Here is an 18529-nt window from a genome sequence, read left to right as displayed (position 1 = left end):
CAATGGCGCTCGCGCCTGAACCACGCGAGGCATGAAGATTGCTGGCAGATGGGCAACGGGTGTGCCTGCCCTGTAGGTGTTGTTCTTCGATGCCGGACGGCATCGGGCCGCTTCATAGTGCCGGGGCGGCATCTCGGGGGAAATGAGTAAAAATGTTCTGCCTTACCCGGAAAAAACTTATAACCACGCACCATCGGGGTGCGCTTGAATAAGGTTCTGCAAGGTGTCTGATGAGAGGATTCCGTGGCCGCCTATAACCTTCGCCAGTTGAAGTACTTCACCGCCGTCGTCGAATGCGGCAGCGTCGCCGAAGCCTCGCGCAAGCTCTACATCGCGCAACCTTCGGTCTCGACCGCCATCCGCCAGCTCGAGGACAGCTTCAACGTCCAGCTGTTCATCCGCCAGCACGCCAGCGGCATGTCGCTGACCCCGGCCGGCAACCGCTTCTACCGCAAGGCCCAGGAGCTGCTGCGCATGGCGCACGAGTTCGAGCAGAACGCCCTGGCCGACAACGATGTGGTGGCCGGACAGATCGATATCGGTTGCTACGAGACGGTGGCGCCACTGTACCTGCCGCGCCTCATCGCCGGCTTCCGCGAACGCTGGCCGGGCGTGGAGATCCGAATCCGCGATGGCGAACAGCAGGAGCTGATCCAGGCGCTCACCAGCGGCAGCATCGACCTGGCGATGCTCTTCGAGCACGACCTGGACCACACCATCGAGACCGCGCCGCTGATGCCGCCGCAACAACCCTATGCGCTGCTGCCGGCCGATCATCGCTTCGCCCATCAGGCCAAGGTGTCGCTACATGACCTGGTCCTCGAACCGATGATCCTGCTCGGGACCCTGCCCAGCCGGACCTACTTCGTCAGCATCTTCACCGAGCGCGGCCTGACCCCGCACATCACCTTCAGTTCCCCCTCGATCGAGATGGTCCGGGGCATGGTCGCCCAGGGCTTCGGCTTTTCGATCCTGGTCACCCGACCCTTCTCCAACTACACCTATGACGGCAGGCAACTGGCCTGCATCCCCCTGGCGGAGACCGTCACGGGATCGGGCCTGTCGGCCGCCTGGCCGAGACGCTCGCAACTGACCAAGCCGGCGCAACTGTTCGTGGAGTACTGCATCGAGGAGTTGGCGCGGCTACAGAAGTGAGTGCCGCAGGGGGCGTGAGGTTGCCGACGCAACCTCCGCATGGGGCCGTCATCGGACCTGACAAGCGAAAGCCAGGACCCGCTCCAGCATCTGGTCACAGGCCTGCAACTGCGCCAGGCTGACGAACTCGTCGGGCTTGTGCCCCTGATCCATGCTGCCCGGCCCGCAGACCACGGTCGGGATACCCGCCTGGTCGAACAGCCCGCCTTCGGTGCCAAAGGCCACCGTGCCGAACTCGCGCGAACCACAGAACTGCGCCACCCAACCGGCCGCCTGGCTCTCGACCGAAGTGGCCAGCCCCGGATAGCTCGACAACTCGGTGAAGCGAATGTCGCTCTGGGCACTGACCGCGCGCATCGCCGGCAACAGGGTGTCGGACGCGTACCGCTGCAGTTGTTCGGCCACTTGCCAGGGGTCCATCTGTGGCAAGGCGCGCACCTCGAAATCGAACCGGCAATCCTCTGGCACGATGTTCAAGGCCTTGCCACCCTGAATCACGCCGGTCTGTACCGTGGAGAACGGCGGATCGAAGCGCCCGTCATGCTGGCCGGGAGATTTGAGTGCTTCGCCCAGGCGACCGAGTTCGACGATCAGCCGGGCGGCATACTCAATGGCATTGACCCCTTGCGGCGCGTAGGCCGAGTGGCAGGCCGCACCCTGCACGTCACAACGCATGGCGAGCTTGCCCTTGTGCCCGAGCACCGGCTTGAGCTGCGTCGGCTCGCCGATCACGCACAGCAGCGGCTTGACCGCCCGCCCACGCAACACCTCGATCAGTGAACGCACGCCGAGGCAACCGACCTCCTCGTCATAGGACAAGGCGATATGCACCGGCAGGCGCAGGGCACTGTCGACCAGCGCCGGCACCAGTGCCAGGACACAGGCGATATAGCCCTTCATGTCCGCCGTGCCGCGCCCGTAGAGGTTGCCGCCCTGCTCCGTCAGCTCGAACGGCGGACACGTCCAGGCCTGGCCGTCGACCGGCACCACATCGGTGTGCCCGGACAAGACGATGCCCGGCACATCCGCCGGGCCGATGGTGGCGAACAGGTTGGCCTTGCTCCCCTCGGGGTTGTGAATCAGTTCGCAGGGCACACCCAGTTCGGCCAGGTAGTCGCGCACGAACCCGATCAGCGCCAGGTTCGACTCGCGGCTGGTGGTATCGAACGCCACCAGCCGCGCCAGCAACTCGCGGCTGAGGCTCATCGATCATCTCCCGGCACACCGTAGCCGGGCGCCCGCGAAGGGTCCAGGGCGCGGTCGATGTAGTCCTGCATCTGCGGACGGTAGGCTTGCCACAGCAGGCCCAGTTCGCCGAGCGGATCCTCATCGGCCCAGTCGACGCGCAGGTTGACGATCGGCCAGAGCAGCTCGCCGACCACCACCAGCGCCGCCGAATGCACGGGACCGGCTTCACCGCCCTCGCCCAGTCCGGCCTGCATCGCCGCCAGCAGGCGATCGGCCAACTGGCCCTCGGCCTGCTCGAAGCTGCGGACCATCGCCTCGATCACCGCCGGGCTGGCCAGCATGTTGCCGGCCGCCACGCACTGTTCACCGCTCACGGCGTTGTTCACGCCGAGGGTTTCACTGCCACTGAAATGCGCGGTGCGCCCCAGGTGGTCGATGACGGTGATCTGCCGGTACTGGCTGTAGCCGTTGCGCGTCAGCACCCGGTCCAGCGCCTGGGCAGGAGAAAGGCCCTGCTCGAGCTCGTCCAGGGCTTCCGGCCCCAATGCCGGCAAGGTGATGTTCTGCGAGGCCACCGCGCCCACGCCGGGACGCAGCCAGGGGCAACGGGCGCCGACGGCAATGCTCGACGAGCTGATGGCGATGCCGAACTGGCCGGTGCTTTCGCACCGGGCGACGATGGAAAAGGTCATGGCAAGGCTCCTGTCAGTCGGGAATCACGGCGATCACGTCGATTTCCATCAGCCACTGCGGCTGGGCCAGGCCCGACACCACCAGCCCCGTGGAAATCGGGAACACGCCCTTGAGCCATTTGCCGACTTCCCGGTAGACCGGCTCGCGGTAGCGCGGATCGATGATGTAGGTGGTGGTCTTGACGATGTGCGACAGGTCGCTGCCCGCCTCTTCCAGCAGTTGCTTGACGTTCTTCATCGCCTGCTCGGCCTGCGCGGCCGGATCCCCCAGGCCCACCAGGTTGCCGGCGAAATCGGTGCCGACCTGGCCGCGCACGTACACCGTGTTGCCGGCGCGCACAGCCTGGCACAGGTCGTTGTCCAGAGTCTGGTTGGGGTAGGTTTCCTTGGTATTGAACATGCGGATACGGGTGTGCGTCGGTGTGGCCATTGCAGGTTTCCTCGAAAAGGGCGAGGCACGCCCCGGGGGCGCGCCTGGCGGGGTTGATCAGGCGGTGGCGACCTGGGACACGGGCGCGCTGGCGACGGACAGGGCAGCGGCCGCCTGGCGCTGGGCGGCGTCCTCGTAGTCCTGGTAGGAACGCTGGGTGGCGATGTGGCCGGCCACATGCCGGGCGTCGTGCCACACGCCCCAGATGAACGCCGAACCGCGACGCGACAACCACGGCAGGCCGACGAAGTAGATCCCCGGCTCCCTGCCGACACCGCGCTGGTGCTGTGGCTTGCCCTTGTCGTCGAAGGTGTCGACCTGCAGCCAGTCGTAGTCGACGGCGTAGCCGGTGGCCCAGATGATCGAGTTCACCCCGGCCTCGGCCAGGTTCAGCTCACGCAGTGGCCGGGTGATGCAGGGCGAATCGCCAACGCGCTCACGGGCGCTCGGCTCCGGCGGCAGGTCCAGGCCGTTGCGTTCGATGTAGGCATCCGCGGCGTCGAGCAGAGCCAGGTAGTTTTCATCGCCCTTGTCGAGGTTGTCGACCAGGTCCTGCCTGAACGTCACCGTGCTGCCGTTGAAGGACTCGGTCAGCCCGACCAGGATCATGCCGGCCTGGGCCAGGCGACGGAAATCCACGGTATGGCCGCCTCGGGCGCCACTGACGGCGATGGTCACGTGTTCGCGGCCAGCCTGCATGGTCTCGGTGTCCCACAGCCCGAGCACGCCCAGCCACCAGCAGAAGTCGCGGTTGCGGTAGGCACGCGGCGGACGATCGTGCGGGCCGACCGAGAGATAGACCTGCTTGCCGGCGCGCTGCAGTTCGTCGGCGATCTGTACCCCCGACGAACCGGCACCGACCACCAGCACCGCCCCTTCCGGCAGTTGCTGCGGGTTGAAGTACTGGGCCGAGTGGATCTGGTACAGGCGCTCATCCCTGGGGGCGATGGCTGGAATCACCGGTTTCTGGAACGGACCGGTCGCCGCGACTACGCGCTGCGCACGGATCGTGCCTGAGCAGGTCTCCACCGTGAAGCCCGGACGCCCCGCATGACGCGTCACACGCTTGACCTCGACACCGGTGTGGATCGGTGCGTTGATCTTTTTCGCGTAGGTCTCGAAGTAGGCCGCCACCTGATCCTTGCCGGCAAAGCCATCGGGATCGATGTCGAATTGCAGCCCCGGGAAACGGTCATGCCAGGCGGGTCCGTTGGCCACCAGCGAGTCCCAGCGGCCGGTGCGCCAGGCTTCGGCAATGCGGCTGCGTTCCAGCACCAGGTGAGGCACACCCTGTTTGCTCAAGTGTTCGCTCATGGCCACACCGGCCTGGCCGGCACCCACCACGAGGGTATCGATTTCAATGTTATCCAATGACATGAGTTATATCCTTCACCAGGACTTTGGTGTAGTTGAATGAACAGTAGTTGCGAGCCGGCTGCAGCAGATCAAGTAGCGCCTGGTCATCGGTAAATTATTATTAAACTTGTGCCTGACTATAATTATTCGATATCGCCAGACAGTCGGATAAAACAACTTCCAAACCCGTGAAACAGGTTTGGAAGTTCCCCCTCAATGGGCGACTTGCAAGTCGTCATGCAGCAGGCCGAGGATGTCGCGCTTCATCTCGATGAATTCGCGTTCCATCACCATGTCCATGTCACGCGGGCGCGGCATCGGCACATTGAGTTCGCGCTTGATCCGCCCCGGTCGTGCGCCCATCACGTAGACCCGGTCGCCAAGCAGGATGGCCTCGTCGATGTCGTGGGTGACGAACACCACGGTTTTCTTGCTGTGCTCCCAGACCCTGAGCAGCAGTTGCTGCATCTGCATGCGGGTCTGGCTGTCGAGCGCGCCGAAAGGCTCGTCCATCAGCAGGATCTGCGGGTCGTTGGCCAAGGCCCGGGCGATGGCCACCCGTTGCATCATGCCGCCCGAGAGCTGCTTGGGATAACGCTCGGCGAAAGCCGTCAGGCCGACTTCGTCGAGGTAGTAATCGACGATCTCCTTGCGCTCCCGGGCGGCCATGCCCTTGCGCTTGAGGCCGAAGGCGATGTTGTCGCGCACGCTCAGCCAGGGAAACAGCGTATAGCTCTGGAACACCATGCCGCGGTCCGCGCCCGGCCCCCGCACCTGTTGCCCGCCGACATGGATCTTGCCGGAGGTCGGTTCGGCCAGCCCGGCCGTGAGGTAGAGCAGGCTGGACTTGCCACAGCCGGAAGGCCCCACCAGTACGGCGAACTGCTGGTCCGGCACGTTCAGCGAGACGTTCTCCAGGGCGGTGAAGATATTGCCGTCAGGGCTGCGGTAGCGCAGGCAGACCTGATCCACCTGCAGCCGCGGCTGCGCACCCACCGGCTGTTTCACCGGGTTGACCGGCATTTGCATTGCAGTTACTGCGCCCATGACACCACCTTGAGCCGAAGCACCCGGAACAGTTGATCGGTCAGCAGGCCGAGCAGGCCGATGACCGCGATAGCGAGGAAAATCACGTCGACCTGGAAGCCGCGCATCGCCTTGAGGCTGATGTAGCCCAGGCCGCTGGAGGCAGCGACCAGTTCGGCGACGACCAGGTAGGTCCAGGCCCAGCCCATGGTCACCCGCAAGGTGTCGAGCACGCCCGGCAGCGAAGCCGGGCCGAGCACATGCACGATCACGTCGCGACGGCTGGAACCGAGGGTGTAGGAGGCGTTGATCAGGTCCCTGGAGACGCCCTTGGACACGTCGGCCACCATCACCAACTGCTGGAAGAAGGTACCGAAGATGATCACCGCGACCCGCTGTTCCAGGCCGATGCCAATCCAGAGGATGAACAGCGGCACGAAGGACGTCACCGGCAGGTAGCGGATGAAGTTCACCAGCGGCTCGAGGAACGCCTGCACCACCCGGAAGCTGCCCATCAGCAACCCCAGCGGCACGGCGACCAGCGAGGACACGGCAAAGCCGATCAGCACCACCTCGACGCTGGCCAGCACGTGCTTGCCCAGGGTGCCGTCGGCGGCCAGGCGCAGGCCCGCCTCGACCACCGCCCCTGGCGTGGGCAGAAACATCGACGGCACCACACCGCCGTAGGACAGCCCGGCCCAGAGGCCGAACACCAGCAGCCAGCCCAGCGCACTGGTGCTGAACACCAGGGCTGCCGGCAGCTCGACTTTCGGGGTCAGGCAGCGACTGACCCAGGATTGACGATCGATCATCAGGGAGCCTCCGCCTTATTGCTTGACGAAACGGGTGTCGACCAGGTCGCCGTAGGAAACGTCCAGGGTCTTGTTCTGCAGGCTGCTCCAGGTGTCGTCGGCCAGGCGGATGATGCCGGCGATCTCGCCTTGCTTGCCGGGTGTGCCCAGCAAGGCCTCGCTCATGGCCTGGTCATAGAAACGCACGCCCTTGGCGGCCGCGGCCAGTTCCTTGGGGTCGGCCAGGTAGCCACCCACGCCCTTGGCCATGATCTTGTAGGCTTCTTCCGGGTGGTCATGGGTGTACTGCACGGCCTTGTACAGCCCCTTGACCAGCGCCTTGACATCGTTGGGTTGCCGGTCGATCACATCGCACGACAGCGCGACCACATCGACGATCACCCCCGGCGTGGCACTGCTGTCGACCAGGACCTTGCCCTGGCCCTTTTCACGCACCAGCGACAGGTGTGGCTCCCAGGTCACCGCGGCCGGCACGCGGCCGGCGATGAACGCCGTGGCGGCATCGTCAGCCGTCATGTTCTGCACATCCAGATCAGCCAGGCTCATGCCGTTCTGCTTGAGCAGGTACGACAGCCAGAACTGCGACACCGAGCCCTCGTTCACGGCGATGGGCTTGCCCTTGAGGTCCTTGAGGCTGGTGACGTCCTTGCCCACCAGCACCCCGTCGCCACCGTGGCTTTCATCGAGAGCGGCGACCGCCCGGAAGCAGAAGTCCTTGCTGCGGTACTTGAGAATCTCGTCGATGGTCGAGGCGGAGCCCGAAAGCTTGCCCGAAGCCTGGGCGGCCATGTACATCGACGCTTCTTCCATGGTGGTCAAGGTGACGTCCAGCCCCTGCTCCTTGAAGTAGCCCAGATCGCGCGCCAGGTACAAGGTACCGTAGCCGACCCAGGTGGTGTGACCGATGGACAACGACCCCGCCTGCGCGGTACCGGCCATGCCCACGGCCAGTGCCGAAACCAGGAGAGTTTTACGAAAGGAAAGTCCACGCAAGATGTTTGACATGATTAAACGCACTCCCGCTGCCTATTGGGTTGGTTGTTATTTATCTGGCAGTACCGGCCATGGGCCAAAAGAGGATTGCATCGCGCCCGCTTCGAAAGAGCCGGCGGCAACTTGTCACTGTGGTGTTTCAATATTCCCTCAGGAATACCTACTCAGAAAGCATCAAATATATGGAGTGGATATAGGAAAAACATAACGGCTGTTTCAACCACGCAGTTGGAACCAGGTGGTCTTGAGCTGGGTGTACTTGTCGAACGAATGCAGCGACAGATCGCGCCCGAAACCCGATTGCCTGCCCCCGCCGAACGGAACCGTCACATCCAGCGCATCGACCGTGTTCACCGACACCGTACCGGCCTTCAGCGCCCGCGCAACCCGGTGCGCACGATTGAGGTCATCACTCCAGACCGAAGCCGCCAGGCCATAGATGCTGTCGTTGGCCAGACGCACCGCCTGCTCCTCGCTGTCGAACGCACTGATCGCCAGCACCGGGCCGAAGATCTCCTCGCGGGCCAGGCTCATCCGGCTGTCGACGTTCGCGAAAATGGTCGGTTCGATGAAGTTGTCCGAGCCGTCGATGGTCAGGCGCCGGCCGCCACACACCAGCCGGGCACCCTCCTCGCGCGCCCGGTCGATGGCCTGGACGATTCGCGCGCTCTGCCCGGCGTCGACTATCGCACCGGCGCGGCTGGCCGGATCCAGGGGATTGCCGGGCAACCACTGGCGGGCCTGGGCCTGCAGACGCTCGACGAACTCGTCGTGAATCGAGCGCTGCACATACAGTCGCGAGTTGGCCGAGCAGACCTCGCCCTGGTTGAAGAAGATCCCGAACGCGGCCTTCTGCGCCGCCAGGTCCAGGTCCCGGCAATCGTCGAACACCAGGTTGGCGCTCTTGCCGCCACACTCGAGCCACACCTGCTTGAGGTTCGACTGGGCGGAATACTGCATGAAGTACTTGCCGACCCGGGTCGAACCGGTAAACACCAGGCAGTCCACGTCCGGGTGCAGGCCCAGCGCCCGCCCGGCGTTTTCACCCAGGCCCGGCACCACGTTGAGCACGCCTGGCGGCAGCCCCGCTTCCAGGGCCAGTTCGGCCAGGCGCAGCGCGGAGAATGGCGACTGCTCGGCGGGCTTGAGCACCACGCTGTTACCGGCGGCCAGTGCCGGCGCCAGCTTCCAGGCGGCCATGTCCAGCGGGAAGTTCCACGGCACCACGGCCGCCACCACTCCCAGGGCTTCGCGGGTGATGGTCGCCAGCACATTGGGCGCGGTCGGCGCGACCTGGTCATACAGCTTGTCGAGCGCCTCGCCATACCAGGCGAAGACGTGAGCCGAACCCGGCACGTCGATGTTGTAGGCATCCATGACCGGCTTGCCCATGTTCAGCGAGTCCAGCAGGGCCAACTCTTCACGGTTGGCCATGATCAGTTCGGCCAGGCGCAGCATCACTCTCTTGCGCTCACCCGGCGCCATGCGTGCCCAGGGCCCCTGCTCGAAGGCTCGACGGGCACTGCTGACCGCCAGGTCGACCTCGGCCTGGCCACAGGACGCCACGCGGGCCAGCAATTGGTGGGTGGCCGGGTTGATGGCATCGAACGTTGCACGATCGGCGGCGCTGACCGGCCGGCCATCGATCAGGGCCTTGTCGCAAAAACTCAGGCCGGCGGCCCGCTGCTGCCAATAGTCGAGGTCGTTCATACGCACTCCAGGCGTTGCGTGGTGTATCCGGGGCCGTCACTCGACGTACTCCCGGGGTCGGAGTGCATTCTGGTGGGAACCCGGCGCGCGGCGAAACCAGCTTTTTCCTGTTGCCTGAACAGGAAAAAGCTAAGGCCTTACAGACGTAGCCGGACCGGCCGGCCCCACGGGTTGTTGCGCAACCAGGCTCTGCGGAATCGCGAAAGGCGATCAGACGGCATCGCGAGGCGCGAAGGCGGTGGCGGCGGCGACGGTGTCCAGCGACTCGCGCAGCAACTGGATCCTGCCGTCACGGGCCACCAGCCGACCGGCGTAGGACTGGCGGTAGATGCGCCCGGTGGCCGGCACCGGCGCCTCGACGTCGTACTCGGCAAAGGCCTGGTCCGGGGTATCGATCAGGAAGCGGATACGACGGAACTTGAACGCCGGAACCCTGTTCAGCAGTGAGGCGATGAAGGCCTCGATCTGCTCCGGGCCCTCGACACGGTCGGTGATGCCCAGCGATTTCAGGTAGGGAATTTCCAGGGCGCCGTCCTCGGCGAACAGTTCGGCGGCGGCGCGGGGGTTCTGGATGGCGTCCAGGTAGTTCTGGAACAGTTGCACGGCAGTTTTCATCGGAGGAGTCCTCGAGTGGTCGATTCGTTTACCGCCAGTGACCGGCGGCGACGCCCTCCACTCTAGCGAAGGCCATTTCTAGCAAAAACATTAAAGATAGAAATCCATCTTTTCATTTATGAAACGAAAGTCGCGATCATGGCCCCTGCTCTACCTGGGCCAGCGCCAGGCAGGTTCACTGAGATGCTCGGCGAAAAAGTCCGATAGCGCCCTGATCTTCACCGGCCGCGTACGTGCCGACGGCGTGACGAAATACAAGCCGCCACGGGTCATGCTCCATTCCGGCAGCAGGCGCACCAGGCGACCATCGGCAAGGTATTCGCTGGCGATGAACTCCGGCAATTCGGCGATCGCCAGTCCTTCCAGCAGCACCGGAATCATCGCGTCGGAGTTGGTCACCCGCAGCGGCCCGCTGGGAACGACATCTTCTTCAGCCCCCTTGTCGTGGCTGAACCGCCAGACCTGGGTGCGGGCCCGATAGGCATAACTGAGGCACCGCCGGTTGGCCAGTTCCCTTGGATGCCGTGGCTGACCGTGTTGCTCCAGATAGGCAGGCGACGCCACCAGGAACTGGGTCACGGCACACAGCCGCCGGGCGACCAGGGACGAATCCGGCAACGCGGCGATCCGCAAGGCGGCGTCGAAGCCGTCGGCGATCAGGTCCACCGAGGCATCGGACAGATGCAGGTCGACCGACAGTTCGGGGAAGCGCCGGATCAGTTCCGGCATCAGCGGCGCGACCCAGCGCAGGCCGAACGACATCGGGATCGCCAGGCGTACCTGCCCGCGTGGCTGCACCGACAGCTCCTGCGCTTCGCTTTCCACCTCCTCGGCCTGGCGGTAGATGTCGCCAGCCTTCGCCGCCATGCTCAGGCCGAACTCGGTCAGCGACAACTGGCGCGAGGTACGGTTGAACAACCGGCCACCCAAGCGCTCCTCCAGCCTGGCGACCGCACGCGACACCGTCGGCACCGACACCCCCATGACCCGGGCGGCAGCAGCGAACGATCCTTCTTCAGCGACCTTGGCGAACATCGCCAGGCCCTCAAAATCGGGCAATTTGCTCATTTCATTTCTGCAACGATAGATTTCAGACAATTCTATTTTGAAAAAATCAGCCCGTCGATAAGCTTTTCCCATCTCGCAACACATCACCTACCCAACGGGAGAAACACCATGATCGGCAAACTTGAAGGCAAAATCGCAGTCGTCACCGGCGGCACCACCGGCATCGGCCTGGCCACCGCCAAACGCTTCGCCCAGGAAGGCGCCCACGTCTACATCACCGGCCGCCGCCAGGCCGAACTGGACGCCGCCGTGGCCCAGGTCGGCAACGCCACTGGCGTGCAGGTCGACTCGACCCGCCTCGACCAGCTCGACGCCCTCTACCAGCGCATCCAGGCCGAGCGCGGCCACATCGACGTGCTGTTCGCCAACGCCGGTGGCGGCTCGATGCTGCCACTGGGGCAGATCACCGAAGAGCACTACGACGACACCTTCGACCGCAACGTCAAGGGCGTGCTGTTCACCGTGCAGAAGGCCCTGCCGCTGCTGGCCAACAACGCCTCGGTGATCCTCACCGGTTCCACCGCCGCCAGTTCCGGCACCCCGGCCTTCAGCGTGTACGCCGCCTCCAAGGCTGCCGTGCGCTCGTTCGCCCGCAACTGGATCCTCGATCTGAAGGACCGCAACGTGCGCGTCAACACCATCAGCCCTGGCGCCACCCGTACGCCTGGCCTGGTCGACCTGGCCGGCCCGGATGCGGCGCAGCAGCAAGGCCTGCTCGACTACCTGGCCTCGCAGATTCCGCAGGGACGCGTGGGTGAGCCGGAAGAGATCGCCAGTGCCGCACTGTTCCTGGCCTCGAGCGACGCGAGCTTCGTCAACGGTACCGAGCTGTTTGTCGACGGTGGCCAGGCGCAGATCTGATCCGCACGGAGGCCGCAGCCACTGCGGCCTCGTCACCCTACACCCCAAGGAATATCCCGTGAAAACAGCAAAAATTGCCCTGTTGACACTGTCCCTGGCCCTGGTCTCGATGGCCCAGGCCGCCACAGCCGGCACTCCGGCAACCACCCCTGAGGCGCTGCAGGTTTCGGCCATCGACCACGTTGGCATGAACGTACCCGACATCGACTCGGCGGTGAAACTCTTCACCGACCTGGTGGGTGCCCAAGTGATCTCGGACATTCGTCCGGGTGCCCTTCCGGCTGAGTGGAAGAAGCAGTTCCACTGGAATCAGTCCAGCGAACTGGAACGCTTCGTCATGCTGCAACTGGAAGGCGGCGCCAAGGTGGAGCTGTTCCAGTACAAGGGGCCAAAGATCAACCACCTGCAACCCCATGAGGACGACATCGGCGCCACTCACTTCGCCCTGCGGATCCAAGACATGGCTCGCAGCCTGGCCGTGATCAAGGCCAGGGGCCTGAAGGTGCTGAACGAGCCGATTACCAACCCCGATGGCGTGCAGTGGTTCTACTTCCTGACGCCATGGGGTTCGCAGATCGAGCTGGTGTCGCTGCCGGCCAATTGACCAAAACAGCGCCGATGCGGATCGCAAGCGCCCTGGTTCAAGGGCGTTCGTTCTTCGGCGAATCCATCACGATATGGCTGGTGATCGACGAGACGTGCGACAGCACTCCCAGCACATCGGTGTGAAAGGTCTTGTAGGCCTTGATGTCCGCGACCTCGACCCGCAACAGGTACTCGATGGAGCCGGTGATGGTGTGAAACTCCACCACGTCCGGCGACTGGCTGATCGCTTGTTCAAATGCCTTGAGGCTTTCCTTGGTGTGACTGGACAGCCCGACCGTCACGTAGACGACAAAGCCGGCGCCCAGCCTGCTCCTGTCGATCACCGCCCGGTAGCCGGTGATCACCCCCGAGCGCTCCAGCTCCTGCACCCGCCGCAGGCACGCCGAAGCAGACAATCCCACCCGCTCGGCGAGCTTCACATTGGTCTGCCGCGCATCCCGGGAAAGCTCACGCAATATTTTTCGGTCAATTTTGTCGATATCTGTCATTTATTGCGCCAAAGCCAAATCCACACACCATTATGCAACCAATGTGCGCGATTCAAACAATAAAATAGCCACCTTATTTTACCGCTCGTTGAAGGTGTTCATGACGGATCTCACGGTGCTTGTCGCGTTTCTGCTTTTTGGTGTGGTCATGACCGGCACCCCCGGCCCGAACAATGCCATGGTGCTGGTATCGGGTGCGCGGGTTGGCGTCTGGCGCACCCTGCCACTGGTGGCCGGTATCGCCTTCGGGGTGGGCGTACAGTTCGCGATTCTCGGGCTGGGCCTGGGCGAGTTGTTCGAAGCGGTGCCGGTCATCCATACCCTGCTCGCGGTGCTGGGAGCCGGTTACATCGTCTGGCTCGCCTGGAAGATCGCCAGCAGCGGTCCGCTGGAACTGCATCAGGACAGCCGTCCGCCGATGGGCTTCGTGGGTGGCGCGGTGTTCCAGTGGATCAACCCCAAGGCCTGGGCACTGTCGATCAGTGCGGCAGCGACCTACATTCCCGTGGAAAACCACGTGGTGAATCTCTGCATCGCGGCGGCGCTGCTGACGGCGTTGTCGATTCCTTGCGTGGGCATCTGGGCGGTGGGTGGGGTGGCGTTTCGCCGGTTGCTGACCCGGCCACGGTTCGCGCTGGTCTTCAATGCGGGGATGGCGGTGACGCTGTTGGTGGCGACCCTGCCGGCGATTTTGCGGTTGACGAGTGTGTAGCTCGTAACACCTGGTAAAGAGACGAAATGGCCTTCCGAGATTAAGTCGGTTTCCTACGAACCATCGGCGTGGGAGAATACTGTGCGTGCCTACGGCGGTCACTAGAGTTCGAGGGTCGCTGCACATTCAGCGCAGGACCGTTCAACCAGCCAGCAGCCCATGCCGCACCAGATAGACCAGCATGCCGACCAGGCCACACCCCAATAACACCTGAATCACCCCACGCTTGAACCTGAACAAGGCCACGGCCGCCGCCACGCAGATGATCAGTGACGGCCAGTCGGTATGGCGCTCGATGCCGTCCGGCCAGAACACGTGGTAGGCGAAGAACAGCGCCAGGTTGACGATCACCCCGACCACCGCCGCGGTAATGGCGGTCAACGGCGCGGTGAATTTCAGCTCATTGTGGGTGGACTCCACCAACGGGCCACCGGCCAGGATGAACAGGAACGACGGCAGGAACGTGAACCAGGTGACCAGGCTGGCGGCGACCGCACCGGCGAGAAACGGCTGGTCGGCGCCAAACATCGGCTGCAGGTAGCCACCGAGGAAACCGACGAACGCCACGACCATGATCAACGGCCCCGGCGTGGTTTCGCCCAGGGCCAGGCCGTCTATCATCTGGGTCGGCGACAGCCAGCCATAGTGGCCGACCGCGCCCTGATAAACATAAGGCAGCACCGCGTAGGCCCCCCCGAAGGTCAGCAAGGCGGCCTTGGTAAAGAACCAGCCCATTTGCGTCAGCGTCCCCTGCCAGCCGAATGCGGCGGCCAAGAGCCCCATGGGCAACGCCCAGAGCGCCGCGCCGATCACCAACAGGCGCAGCAGGTGCGCCCAGCGAAAGCGCGCATGTTCGGGGGTGGGCGTGTCATCGTCGATCAACGCCGGACCATGGCTCGACTTCGCCGCGGCATGTCCACCGCCGATGACGAACGTGTCCGGGAGGAAACGGCCGCCCAGGTACCCCACCAGCGCCGCCACCAGGACAATGGCCGGGAATGGCACATCGAGGGCGAAGATCGCGACAAAGGCCGCCGCGGCGATGGCCCACAACCAGGCGTTCTTCAGCGCCCTCGAACCGATGCGGTGGGCGGCCTGCAGCACGATGGCGGTCACGGCGGGCTTGATGCCGTAGAAGAGGCCGGCAACGACCGGCAACTCACCGAACGCCACGTAGATCCAGGCCAGGGCGATCAGGATGAACAACGACGGCAGCACGAACAGTGCCCCGGCGATCACCCCGCCCCAGGTGCGATGCATCAGCCAGCCGATATAGGTGGCGAGCTGTTGCGCCTCCGGCCCCGGCAGCAACATGCAGTAGTTGAGGGCATGCAGGAAGCGCCGCTCGCTGATCCAGCGGCGGCGCTCGACCAGTTCCTGGTGCATGATCGAGATCTGTCCGGCGGGGCCGCCGAAGCTGATGAAGCCCAGCTTCAACCAGAACAGGAAGGCTTCGAACAGGCTCACGGGCGGCCTTGCCTCGGCCGCCTGCCCGGCGGCGCGTACAGGGGAGTCAGTCATGTTTTTTCTCGTCGTTTGCAAAAGCAACCAGAAGGCCGTCGAAGATGCCGCTCGCGGCCAGCAGCAATTGGTCATCGTCAACCAGGCTCTCGCGCAACCCCGCCAGCACCCGCTCGATACCGGGCGCTTCGGCCGGCTGCTGGCCGCCCACATCGAGATAGTGAACGAGCGCCGCGATGCGCTTCAGCGCAGGGTCATCCAGCTGGAAACTGGCCAGCAGGTTTTCGAAGGTGACACGCTCCGCGACGTGGCTGAAGGTCGCCCCATCGAAGTCGAAGCCCAGCGCGTCGGCCGGGCAATCGCTGGGGGTGTCCAGCCAGAGAATCTCACCGCTTCGGTCGATGAAACGGCGAATCAGCCAAGCGCTGGCCAGCCGGTCCACCCACGGTCGCTTGCGAGTTGCCCAACGGCGACCTTGGAAGTCCGCGATGGCCAACAGGCGAAGCGTTTCGTCGCCACGACTGGGCTCGTCCGCCGACAGCGTGCGGCTGATCGCCGTTTCCAGCCCTTGCAGGGTTTCATCAGTCTGTTGCCGGGCTTGCGTGGGGAAGAAGTCGATCGTGCCGATCTGCGCGAAGGCCTTGCGCAGCTTGCGCACCTGCCGGGCGGTCTGCAGGGCGTTGTCGCAAGTCAGCTGGTGCTGACAGGCCGCGATCTGCTCGCGCAGTTTGGCGTACTCGTCACTGCGGTCGAATAGCGGAAAAAACCGCTCGCCGTCGTCATCGACCCGCAACAGGTACGCGGTGCCGTTGATGGACAGGACCTCACGCTCTACCGACTCCAGCGCCTCCCGGCTAGCCGCCTGCTCGGGCAACAGGTACACCCCATCGCGCAGCACGCTGGCGCCACACGCCTTGAGCGCCCGCCAGGCCCGCATGCGCTCGGTCGAATTTGCGGTAGGCAGCCCCAGCACGAGAAGCAGCCAACTTTTCATGTAGAGCCTCAAACATAATTTGTTATTAACTCTACTCTACCATGCTACTCCGGTTCTACAAGCCACTCAGAGCGACATGACCATCTCATGCCAGGCCATCCCACCGTGATCCGATGGCGACGGTCGTACGTACTCATAGCCCATCTTGCGGTACAGCTCGACGTGCTGTTCCTTGCACATCAGGTGGATGGTCTGCTTGCCCTGCGATTTCATGCGCGCGATGAACTCGTTCATCAGCACCTTGGCGTAGCCCTTGCCCTGGTGGGCGGGGTCGACCACCACCGACATGATCACCACATTGGGTGCCACGGGATCATGACCGACCAGTTCCTTGAACGCCTCGTCGGACATCACCACTTCATGGGCGCAGCCGCTGTTGATGAAGCCGACGATGCCGCCATCGACCTCGAGAATCAGGAAACCCTGCGGGTACTGCACGATCCGGGTGCGGATCTTTTCCAGGGTGGCGGCTTCGTCGCCCTCGTAGGCGCCGATCTCGATCTCGTAGCAGCGCTCGGCGTCCTGGGCAACGGGTTGGCGGAAATACGGGGTGCTCATGAAGGTGTTCCAGACAGTGAACCAATGATCGCGCAATGGTATCAGCCTCGACGCCCACCTGGCTTCAAGCCTTGTTGCACCGCGCCTGGACAGGGGAGCCCGCCGTCCTGTCACCGGCTCTTGAACACCCCACTGAGCACGAACGCATAACGCTCCGGCCGGATGAAGAAGGTCGTGCGATCGCAGCAGCGGTCATCGTCGAACCAGGAGGTGCGCTCCATCACCAGCAGGGCCGTGCCGCGCTTGACGCCCAGGTGCGCGGCCAGGGTCTTGTCCGCTTCGCGGGCACGGATGGCCATGTCGGCGCGGATCACCGCCCGCCCGGTGGTGCGTTCGAGCACCGAGTACAACGGCACCTGCGCCATCTCCTGCCAATCGACCTCGCGCAGTTCATCCGTCAGATAGCTACAGGCATAGGCGATTGGCTCCTGATCGACCCAGTGCAGGCGCTCGACCTTCACGCAATGGCCCTCGAACAGGCTACGCAATTCATCGGGCACCGGGATGCGCTCATGCCCGAGCATGCTCATCGTCGGCTGCAGCCCTTGCAGCAGCAACGACTCATGGAAACTGCGCAGCGCATCCAGATTGTGCCGAACCTGCTGCGCGGCAACGAAGGTGCCCTTGCCCTGCTTGCGCTCCACCACGCCGTCCTCTTCCAGCTTGCCGAGGGCCAGGCGGATGGTCACCCGGCTGACGGCGAAACGTGCCATCAACTCCGCTTCGGACGGCAGCTTGCCGTCGGTACCGTAATGCCCTTGCTGAATCTCGTGCAGCAGTTGCTGGACGATCTGTTCGTAGAGAGAGGTGGCGCTTGCTCGCTGGAGAGTCACGTGATTACCGATCCGTTGGAATGAATGAAGCACGGTGATGGCGCTTCGCTTCTAAGGTTATGACCATTTAGTCTTGGGACAACTTGTATTAATACGTATTATTCCAAGCATTGCCTATTCTAGATGACTCGGTGCCGCTTGCCATGTCCCATGCCGAACTTTACCTGCCCCCCGATGCCCTCAGCGTTCGGGATGTCGAATTCGCCTACCCGAACGGCCATGCCGTGTTCAAGGGGCTGAACCTGCGCGCTCGCCCTGGTGAGTTCGTCGCCATTCTCGGGCCCTCGGGCTGCGGCAAGACCACCCTGCTGAACCTGCTGTCGGGTTTCCAGAAACCGAAGGCCGGCCAGGTGCTGGTCAACGGCCTGCCGACCCGGCCGGAGCTGCCCAGGCTGGGCTACGTGTTCCAGAGCCCGCAGCTGTTTCCCTGGCTCAGCGCCCTGGAGAACGTGCGCTTCGGGCTCAAGCTCGCCGGTCGTGGCGACGCGGCGCAGCAACGCCAGCAGGCCCTGAAATACCTGCGTCTGGTCGGCCTGGAGCACGCCGCACGGCAGTTGCCGCGTCAGCTCTCCGGCGGCATGCAGCAACGCGTCTCGCTGGCCCGGGCCCTGGTGCTGGAGCCCGAGGTGCTATTGATGGACGAGCCGTTCGCCGCCCTCGACGCGATCACCCGCGCGGCGATGAACGAGGAAACCCTGCGCCTGTGGGCCACCCTGGGCCAGACCGTGCTGTTCATTACCCACGACATCGACGAGGCGGTGTTTCTCGCCGATCGCGTGGTGGTCATGAACATTGCCCCCGGCGGCATTCACAGCGAGCTGGCCATCGACCTGCCGCGCCCGCGCAGCAACCTCGAGACCCGCCGGTTGCCCGAGTTTCTCGACTACCGCAATGACCTGATGACGCGCATCAGCGAGGTCATGGCCGCTTCCCCCCTGCGCATCGACTCCACCCACTGACAACGAGCCCGA

The 18529-nt window shown here is 64.1% G+C and carries 20 protein-coding genes; 5 read left to right on the top strand and 15 right to left on the bottom strand.

Going from position 1 to position 18529, the window contains the following annotated elements; genetic code table 11:
• Nucleotides 1-243 precede the first annotated feature (243 nt).
• Nucleotides 244-1155, top strand: coding sequence for a LysR family transcriptional regulator (locus PF66_RS15930; RefSeq protein WP_054060473.1), 912 nt, complete (start codon nt 244-246; stop codon nt 1153-1155).
• Between the two features lie 48 nt (nt 1156-1203).
• Here the strand turns inward: PF66_RS15930 and argE are convergent, their stop codons facing one another.
• The 10 genes from argE to PF66_RS15880 form a co-directional block, all read right to left on the bottom strand.
• Entirely contained in the window at nt 1204-2361 is a 1158-nt protein-coding gene (gene argE, locus PF66_RS15925) for an acetylornithine deacetylase (protein ID WP_054060472.1), read from the bottom strand.
• On the bottom strand, nt 2358-3035 hold the full coding sequence (locus PF66_RS15920) for a DUF1028 domain-containing protein (protein WP_054063229.1): 678 nt from the start codon (nt 3033-3035) through the stop codon (nt 2358-2360). Before PF66_RS15920 ends, argE begins: the two co-directional genes overlap by 4 nt.
• 13 nt (nt 3036-3048) lie before the next feature.
• On the bottom strand, nt 3049-3465 hold the full coding sequence (locus tag PF66_RS15915) for a RidA family protein (protein ID WP_054063228.1): 417 nt from the start codon (nt 3463-3465) through the stop codon (nt 3049-3051).
• A 57-nt stretch (nt 3466-3522) separates the two neighbouring features.
• Entirely contained in the window at nt 3523-4842 is a 1320-nt protein-coding gene (locus PF66_RS15910; protein WP_054060469.1) for a flavin-containing monooxygenase, read from the bottom strand.
• 192 nt (nt 4843-5034) lie between these two features.
• Entirely contained in the window at nt 5035-5868 is an 834-nt protein-coding gene (locus PF66_RS15905; RefSeq protein WP_054060468.1) for an ABC transporter ATP-binding protein, read from the bottom strand.
• Nucleotides 5856-6659, bottom strand: a complete 804-nt coding sequence (locus PF66_RS15900; RefSeq protein ID WP_054060467.1) for an ABC transporter permease — start codon at nt 6657-6659, stop codon at nt 5856-5858. Before PF66_RS15900 ends, PF66_RS15905 begins: the two co-directional genes overlap by 13 nt.
• Before the next feature lie 15 nt (nt 6660-6674).
• The gene (locus PF66_RS15895) at nt 6675-7598 is read right to left on the bottom strand and encodes an ABC transporter substrate-binding protein (RefSeq protein WP_416773502.1); all 924 of its coding nucleotides are present in this window, start codon (nt 7596-7598) and stop codon (nt 6675-6677) included.
• Nucleotides 7599-7868: 270 nt separating this feature from the next.
• Nucleotides 7869-9362 (bottom strand): aldehyde dehydrogenase, encoded by a 1494-nt coding sequence (locus PF66_RS15890; RefSeq protein WP_054063227.1) that lies wholly within the window; start codon nt 9360-9362, stop codon nt 7869-7871.
• 210 nt (nt 9363-9572) lie between these two features.
• Complete coding sequence (locus PF66_RS15885) at nt 9573-9977, bottom strand: nuclear transport factor 2 family protein (protein ID WP_054063226.1); 405 nt, start codon at nt 9975-9977, stop codon at nt 9573-9575.
• A 150-nt stretch (nt 9978-10127) separates the two neighbouring features.
• Complete coding sequence (locus PF66_RS15880; protein ID WP_054060465.1) at nt 10128-11045, bottom strand: LysR family transcriptional regulator; 918 nt, start codon at nt 11043-11045, stop codon at nt 10128-10130.
• A 108-nt stretch (nt 11046-11153) separates the two neighbouring features.
• Here PF66_RS15880 and PF66_RS15875 point away from each other — a divergent pair, with 108 nt between their 5' ends.
• Both PF66_RS15875 and PF66_RS15870 read left to right on the top strand, forming a co-directional pair.
• Entirely contained in the window at nt 11154-11906 is a 753-nt protein-coding gene (locus PF66_RS15875) for an SDR family NAD(P)-dependent oxidoreductase (protein ID WP_054060464.1), read from the top strand.
• Between the two features lie 58 nt (nt 11907-11964).
• The gene (locus tag PF66_RS15870) at nt 11965-12510 is read left to right on the top strand and encodes a VOC family protein (protein ID WP_054063225.1); all 546 of its coding nucleotides are present in this window, start codon (nt 11965-11967) and stop codon (nt 12508-12510) included.
• Nucleotides 12511-12547: 37 nt separating this feature from the next.
• Here the strand turns inward: PF66_RS15870 and PF66_RS15865 are convergent, their stop codons facing one another.
• Entirely contained in the window at nt 12548-13000 is a 453-nt protein-coding gene (locus PF66_RS15865) for an Lrp/AsnC family transcriptional regulator (protein ID WP_054063224.1), read from the bottom strand.
• A 100-nt stretch (nt 13001-13100) separates the two neighbouring features.
• Between PF66_RS15865 and PF66_RS15860 the strand changes: the two genes are divergently transcribed.
• Entirely contained in the window at nt 13101-13712 is a 612-nt protein-coding gene (locus PF66_RS15860) for a LysE family translocator (RefSeq protein WP_081006075.1), read from the top strand.
• Between the two features lie 141 nt (nt 13713-13853).
• Here PF66_RS15860 and chrA read toward each other — a convergent pair whose 3' ends face one another.
• From chrA to PF66_RS15840, 4 genes are all read right to left on the bottom strand, one after another.
• The gene (gene chrA, locus PF66_RS15855; RefSeq protein WP_054063223.1) at nt 13854-15233 is read right to left on the bottom strand and encodes a chromate efflux transporter; all 1380 of its coding nucleotides are present in this window, start codon (nt 15231-15233) and stop codon (nt 13854-13856) included.
• Nucleotides 15226-16167: a chromate resistance protein ChrB domain-containing protein gene (locus PF66_RS15850; protein ID WP_054063222.1), complete on the bottom strand. Its 942-nt coding sequence runs from the start codon at nt 16165-16167 to the stop codon at nt 15226-15228. The genes chrA and PF66_RS15850 overlap by 8 nt, the downstream gene beginning before the upstream one ends.
• Before the next feature lie 66 nt (nt 16168-16233).
• A complete protein-coding gene (locus PF66_RS15845; RefSeq protein ID WP_054060460.1) occupies nt 16234-16725 on the bottom strand; it encodes a GNAT family N-acetyltransferase in 492 nt (163 codons plus the stop codon).
• 110 nt (nt 16726-16835) lie between these two features.
• On the bottom strand, nt 16836-17558 hold the full coding sequence (locus PF66_RS15840) for a GntR family transcriptional regulator (RefSeq protein WP_054060459.1): 723 nt from the start codon (nt 17556-17558) through the stop codon (nt 16836-16838).
• A gap of 143 nt (nt 17559-17701) precedes the next feature.
• Here PF66_RS15840 and PF66_RS15835 point away from each other — a divergent pair, with 143 nt between their 5' ends.
• Nucleotides 17702-18517 (top strand): ABC transporter ATP-binding protein, encoded by an 816-nt coding sequence (locus PF66_RS15835; protein ID WP_054060458.1) that lies wholly within the window; start codon nt 17702-17704, stop codon nt 18515-18517.
• Nucleotides 18518-18529: the final 12 nt, after the last annotated feature.

Origin of the sequence: Pseudomonas asplenii, assembly GCF_001293465.1 — a bacterium.
Classification (GTDB): Bacteria; Pseudomonadota; Gammaproteobacteria; order Pseudomonadales; family Pseudomonadaceae; genus Aquipseudomonas; species Aquipseudomonas fuscovaginae_B.
The sequence above is the reverse complement of the archived record's forward strand: the minus strand, read 5'-3'. Positions and strand labels throughout refer to the sequence as shown.

Excerpts from the sequence above, each read along its gene's own strand:
- argE (WP_054060472.1), bottom strand. The coding sequence starts at position 2,361 with ATGAGCCTCAGCCGCGAGTTGCTGGCGCGGCTGGTGGCGTTCGATACC.
- PF66_RS15920 (WP_054063229.1), bottom strand. The coding sequence starts at position 3,035 with ATGACCTTTTCCATCGTCGCCCGGTGCGAAAGCACCGGCCAGTTCGGC.
- PF66_RS15915 (WP_054063228.1), bottom strand. The coding sequence starts at position 3,465 with ATGGCCACACCGACGCACACCCGTATCCGCATGTTCAATACCAAGGAA.
- PF66_RS15910 (WP_054060469.1), bottom strand. The coding sequence starts at position 4,842 with ATGTCATTGGATAACATTGAAATCGATACCCTCGTGGTGGGTGCCGGC.
- PF66_RS15905 (WP_054060468.1), bottom strand. The coding sequence starts at position 5,868 with ATGGGCGCAGTAACTGCAATGCAAATGCCGGTCAACCCGGTGAAACAG.
- PF66_RS15900 (WP_054060467.1), bottom strand. The coding sequence starts at position 6,659 with ATGATCGATCGTCAATCCTGGGTCAGTCGCTGCCTGACCCCGAAAGTC.
- PF66_RS15895 (WP_416773502.1), bottom strand. The coding sequence starts at position 7,598 with ATGGCCGGTACCGCGCAGGCGGGGTCGTTGTCCATCGGTCACACCACC.
- PF66_RS15890 (WP_054063227.1), bottom strand. The coding sequence starts at position 9,362 with ATGAACGACCTCGACTATTGGCAGCAGCGGGCCGCCGGCCTGAGTTTT.
- PF66_RS15885 (WP_054063226.1), bottom strand. The coding sequence starts at position 9,977 with ATGAAAACTGCCGTGCAACTGTTCCAGAACTACCTGGACGCCATCCAG.
- PF66_RS15880 (WP_054060465.1), bottom strand. The coding sequence starts at position 11,045 with ATGAGCAAATTGCCCGATTTTGAGGGCCTGGCGATGTTCGCCAAGGTC.
- PF66_RS15875 (WP_054060464.1), top strand. The coding sequence starts at position 11,154 with ATGATCGGCAAACTTGAAGGCAAAATCGCAGTCGTCACCGGCGGCACC.
- PF66_RS15865 (WP_054063224.1), bottom strand. The coding sequence starts at position 13,000 with ATGACAGATATCGACAAAATTGACCGAAAAATATTGCGTGAGCTTTCC.
- PF66_RS15860 (WP_081006075.1), top strand. The coding sequence starts at position 13,101 with ATGACGGATCTCACGGTGCTTGTCGCGTTTCTGCTTTTTGGTGTGGTC.
- chrA (WP_054063223.1), bottom strand. The coding sequence starts at position 15,233 with ATGACTGACTCCCCTGTACGCGCCGCCGGGCAGGCGGCCGAGGCAAGG.
- PF66_RS15850 (WP_054063222.1), bottom strand. The coding sequence starts at position 16,167 with ATGAAAAGTTGGCTGCTTCTCGTGCTGGGGCTGCCTACCGCAAATTCG.
- PF66_RS15845 (WP_054060460.1), bottom strand. The coding sequence starts at position 16,725 with ATGAGCACCCCGTATTTCCGCCAACCCGTTGCCCAGGACGCCGAGCGC.
- PF66_RS15835 (WP_054060458.1), top strand. The coding sequence starts at position 17,702 with ATGTCCCATGCCGAACTTTACCTGCCCCCCGATGCCCTCAGCGTTCGG.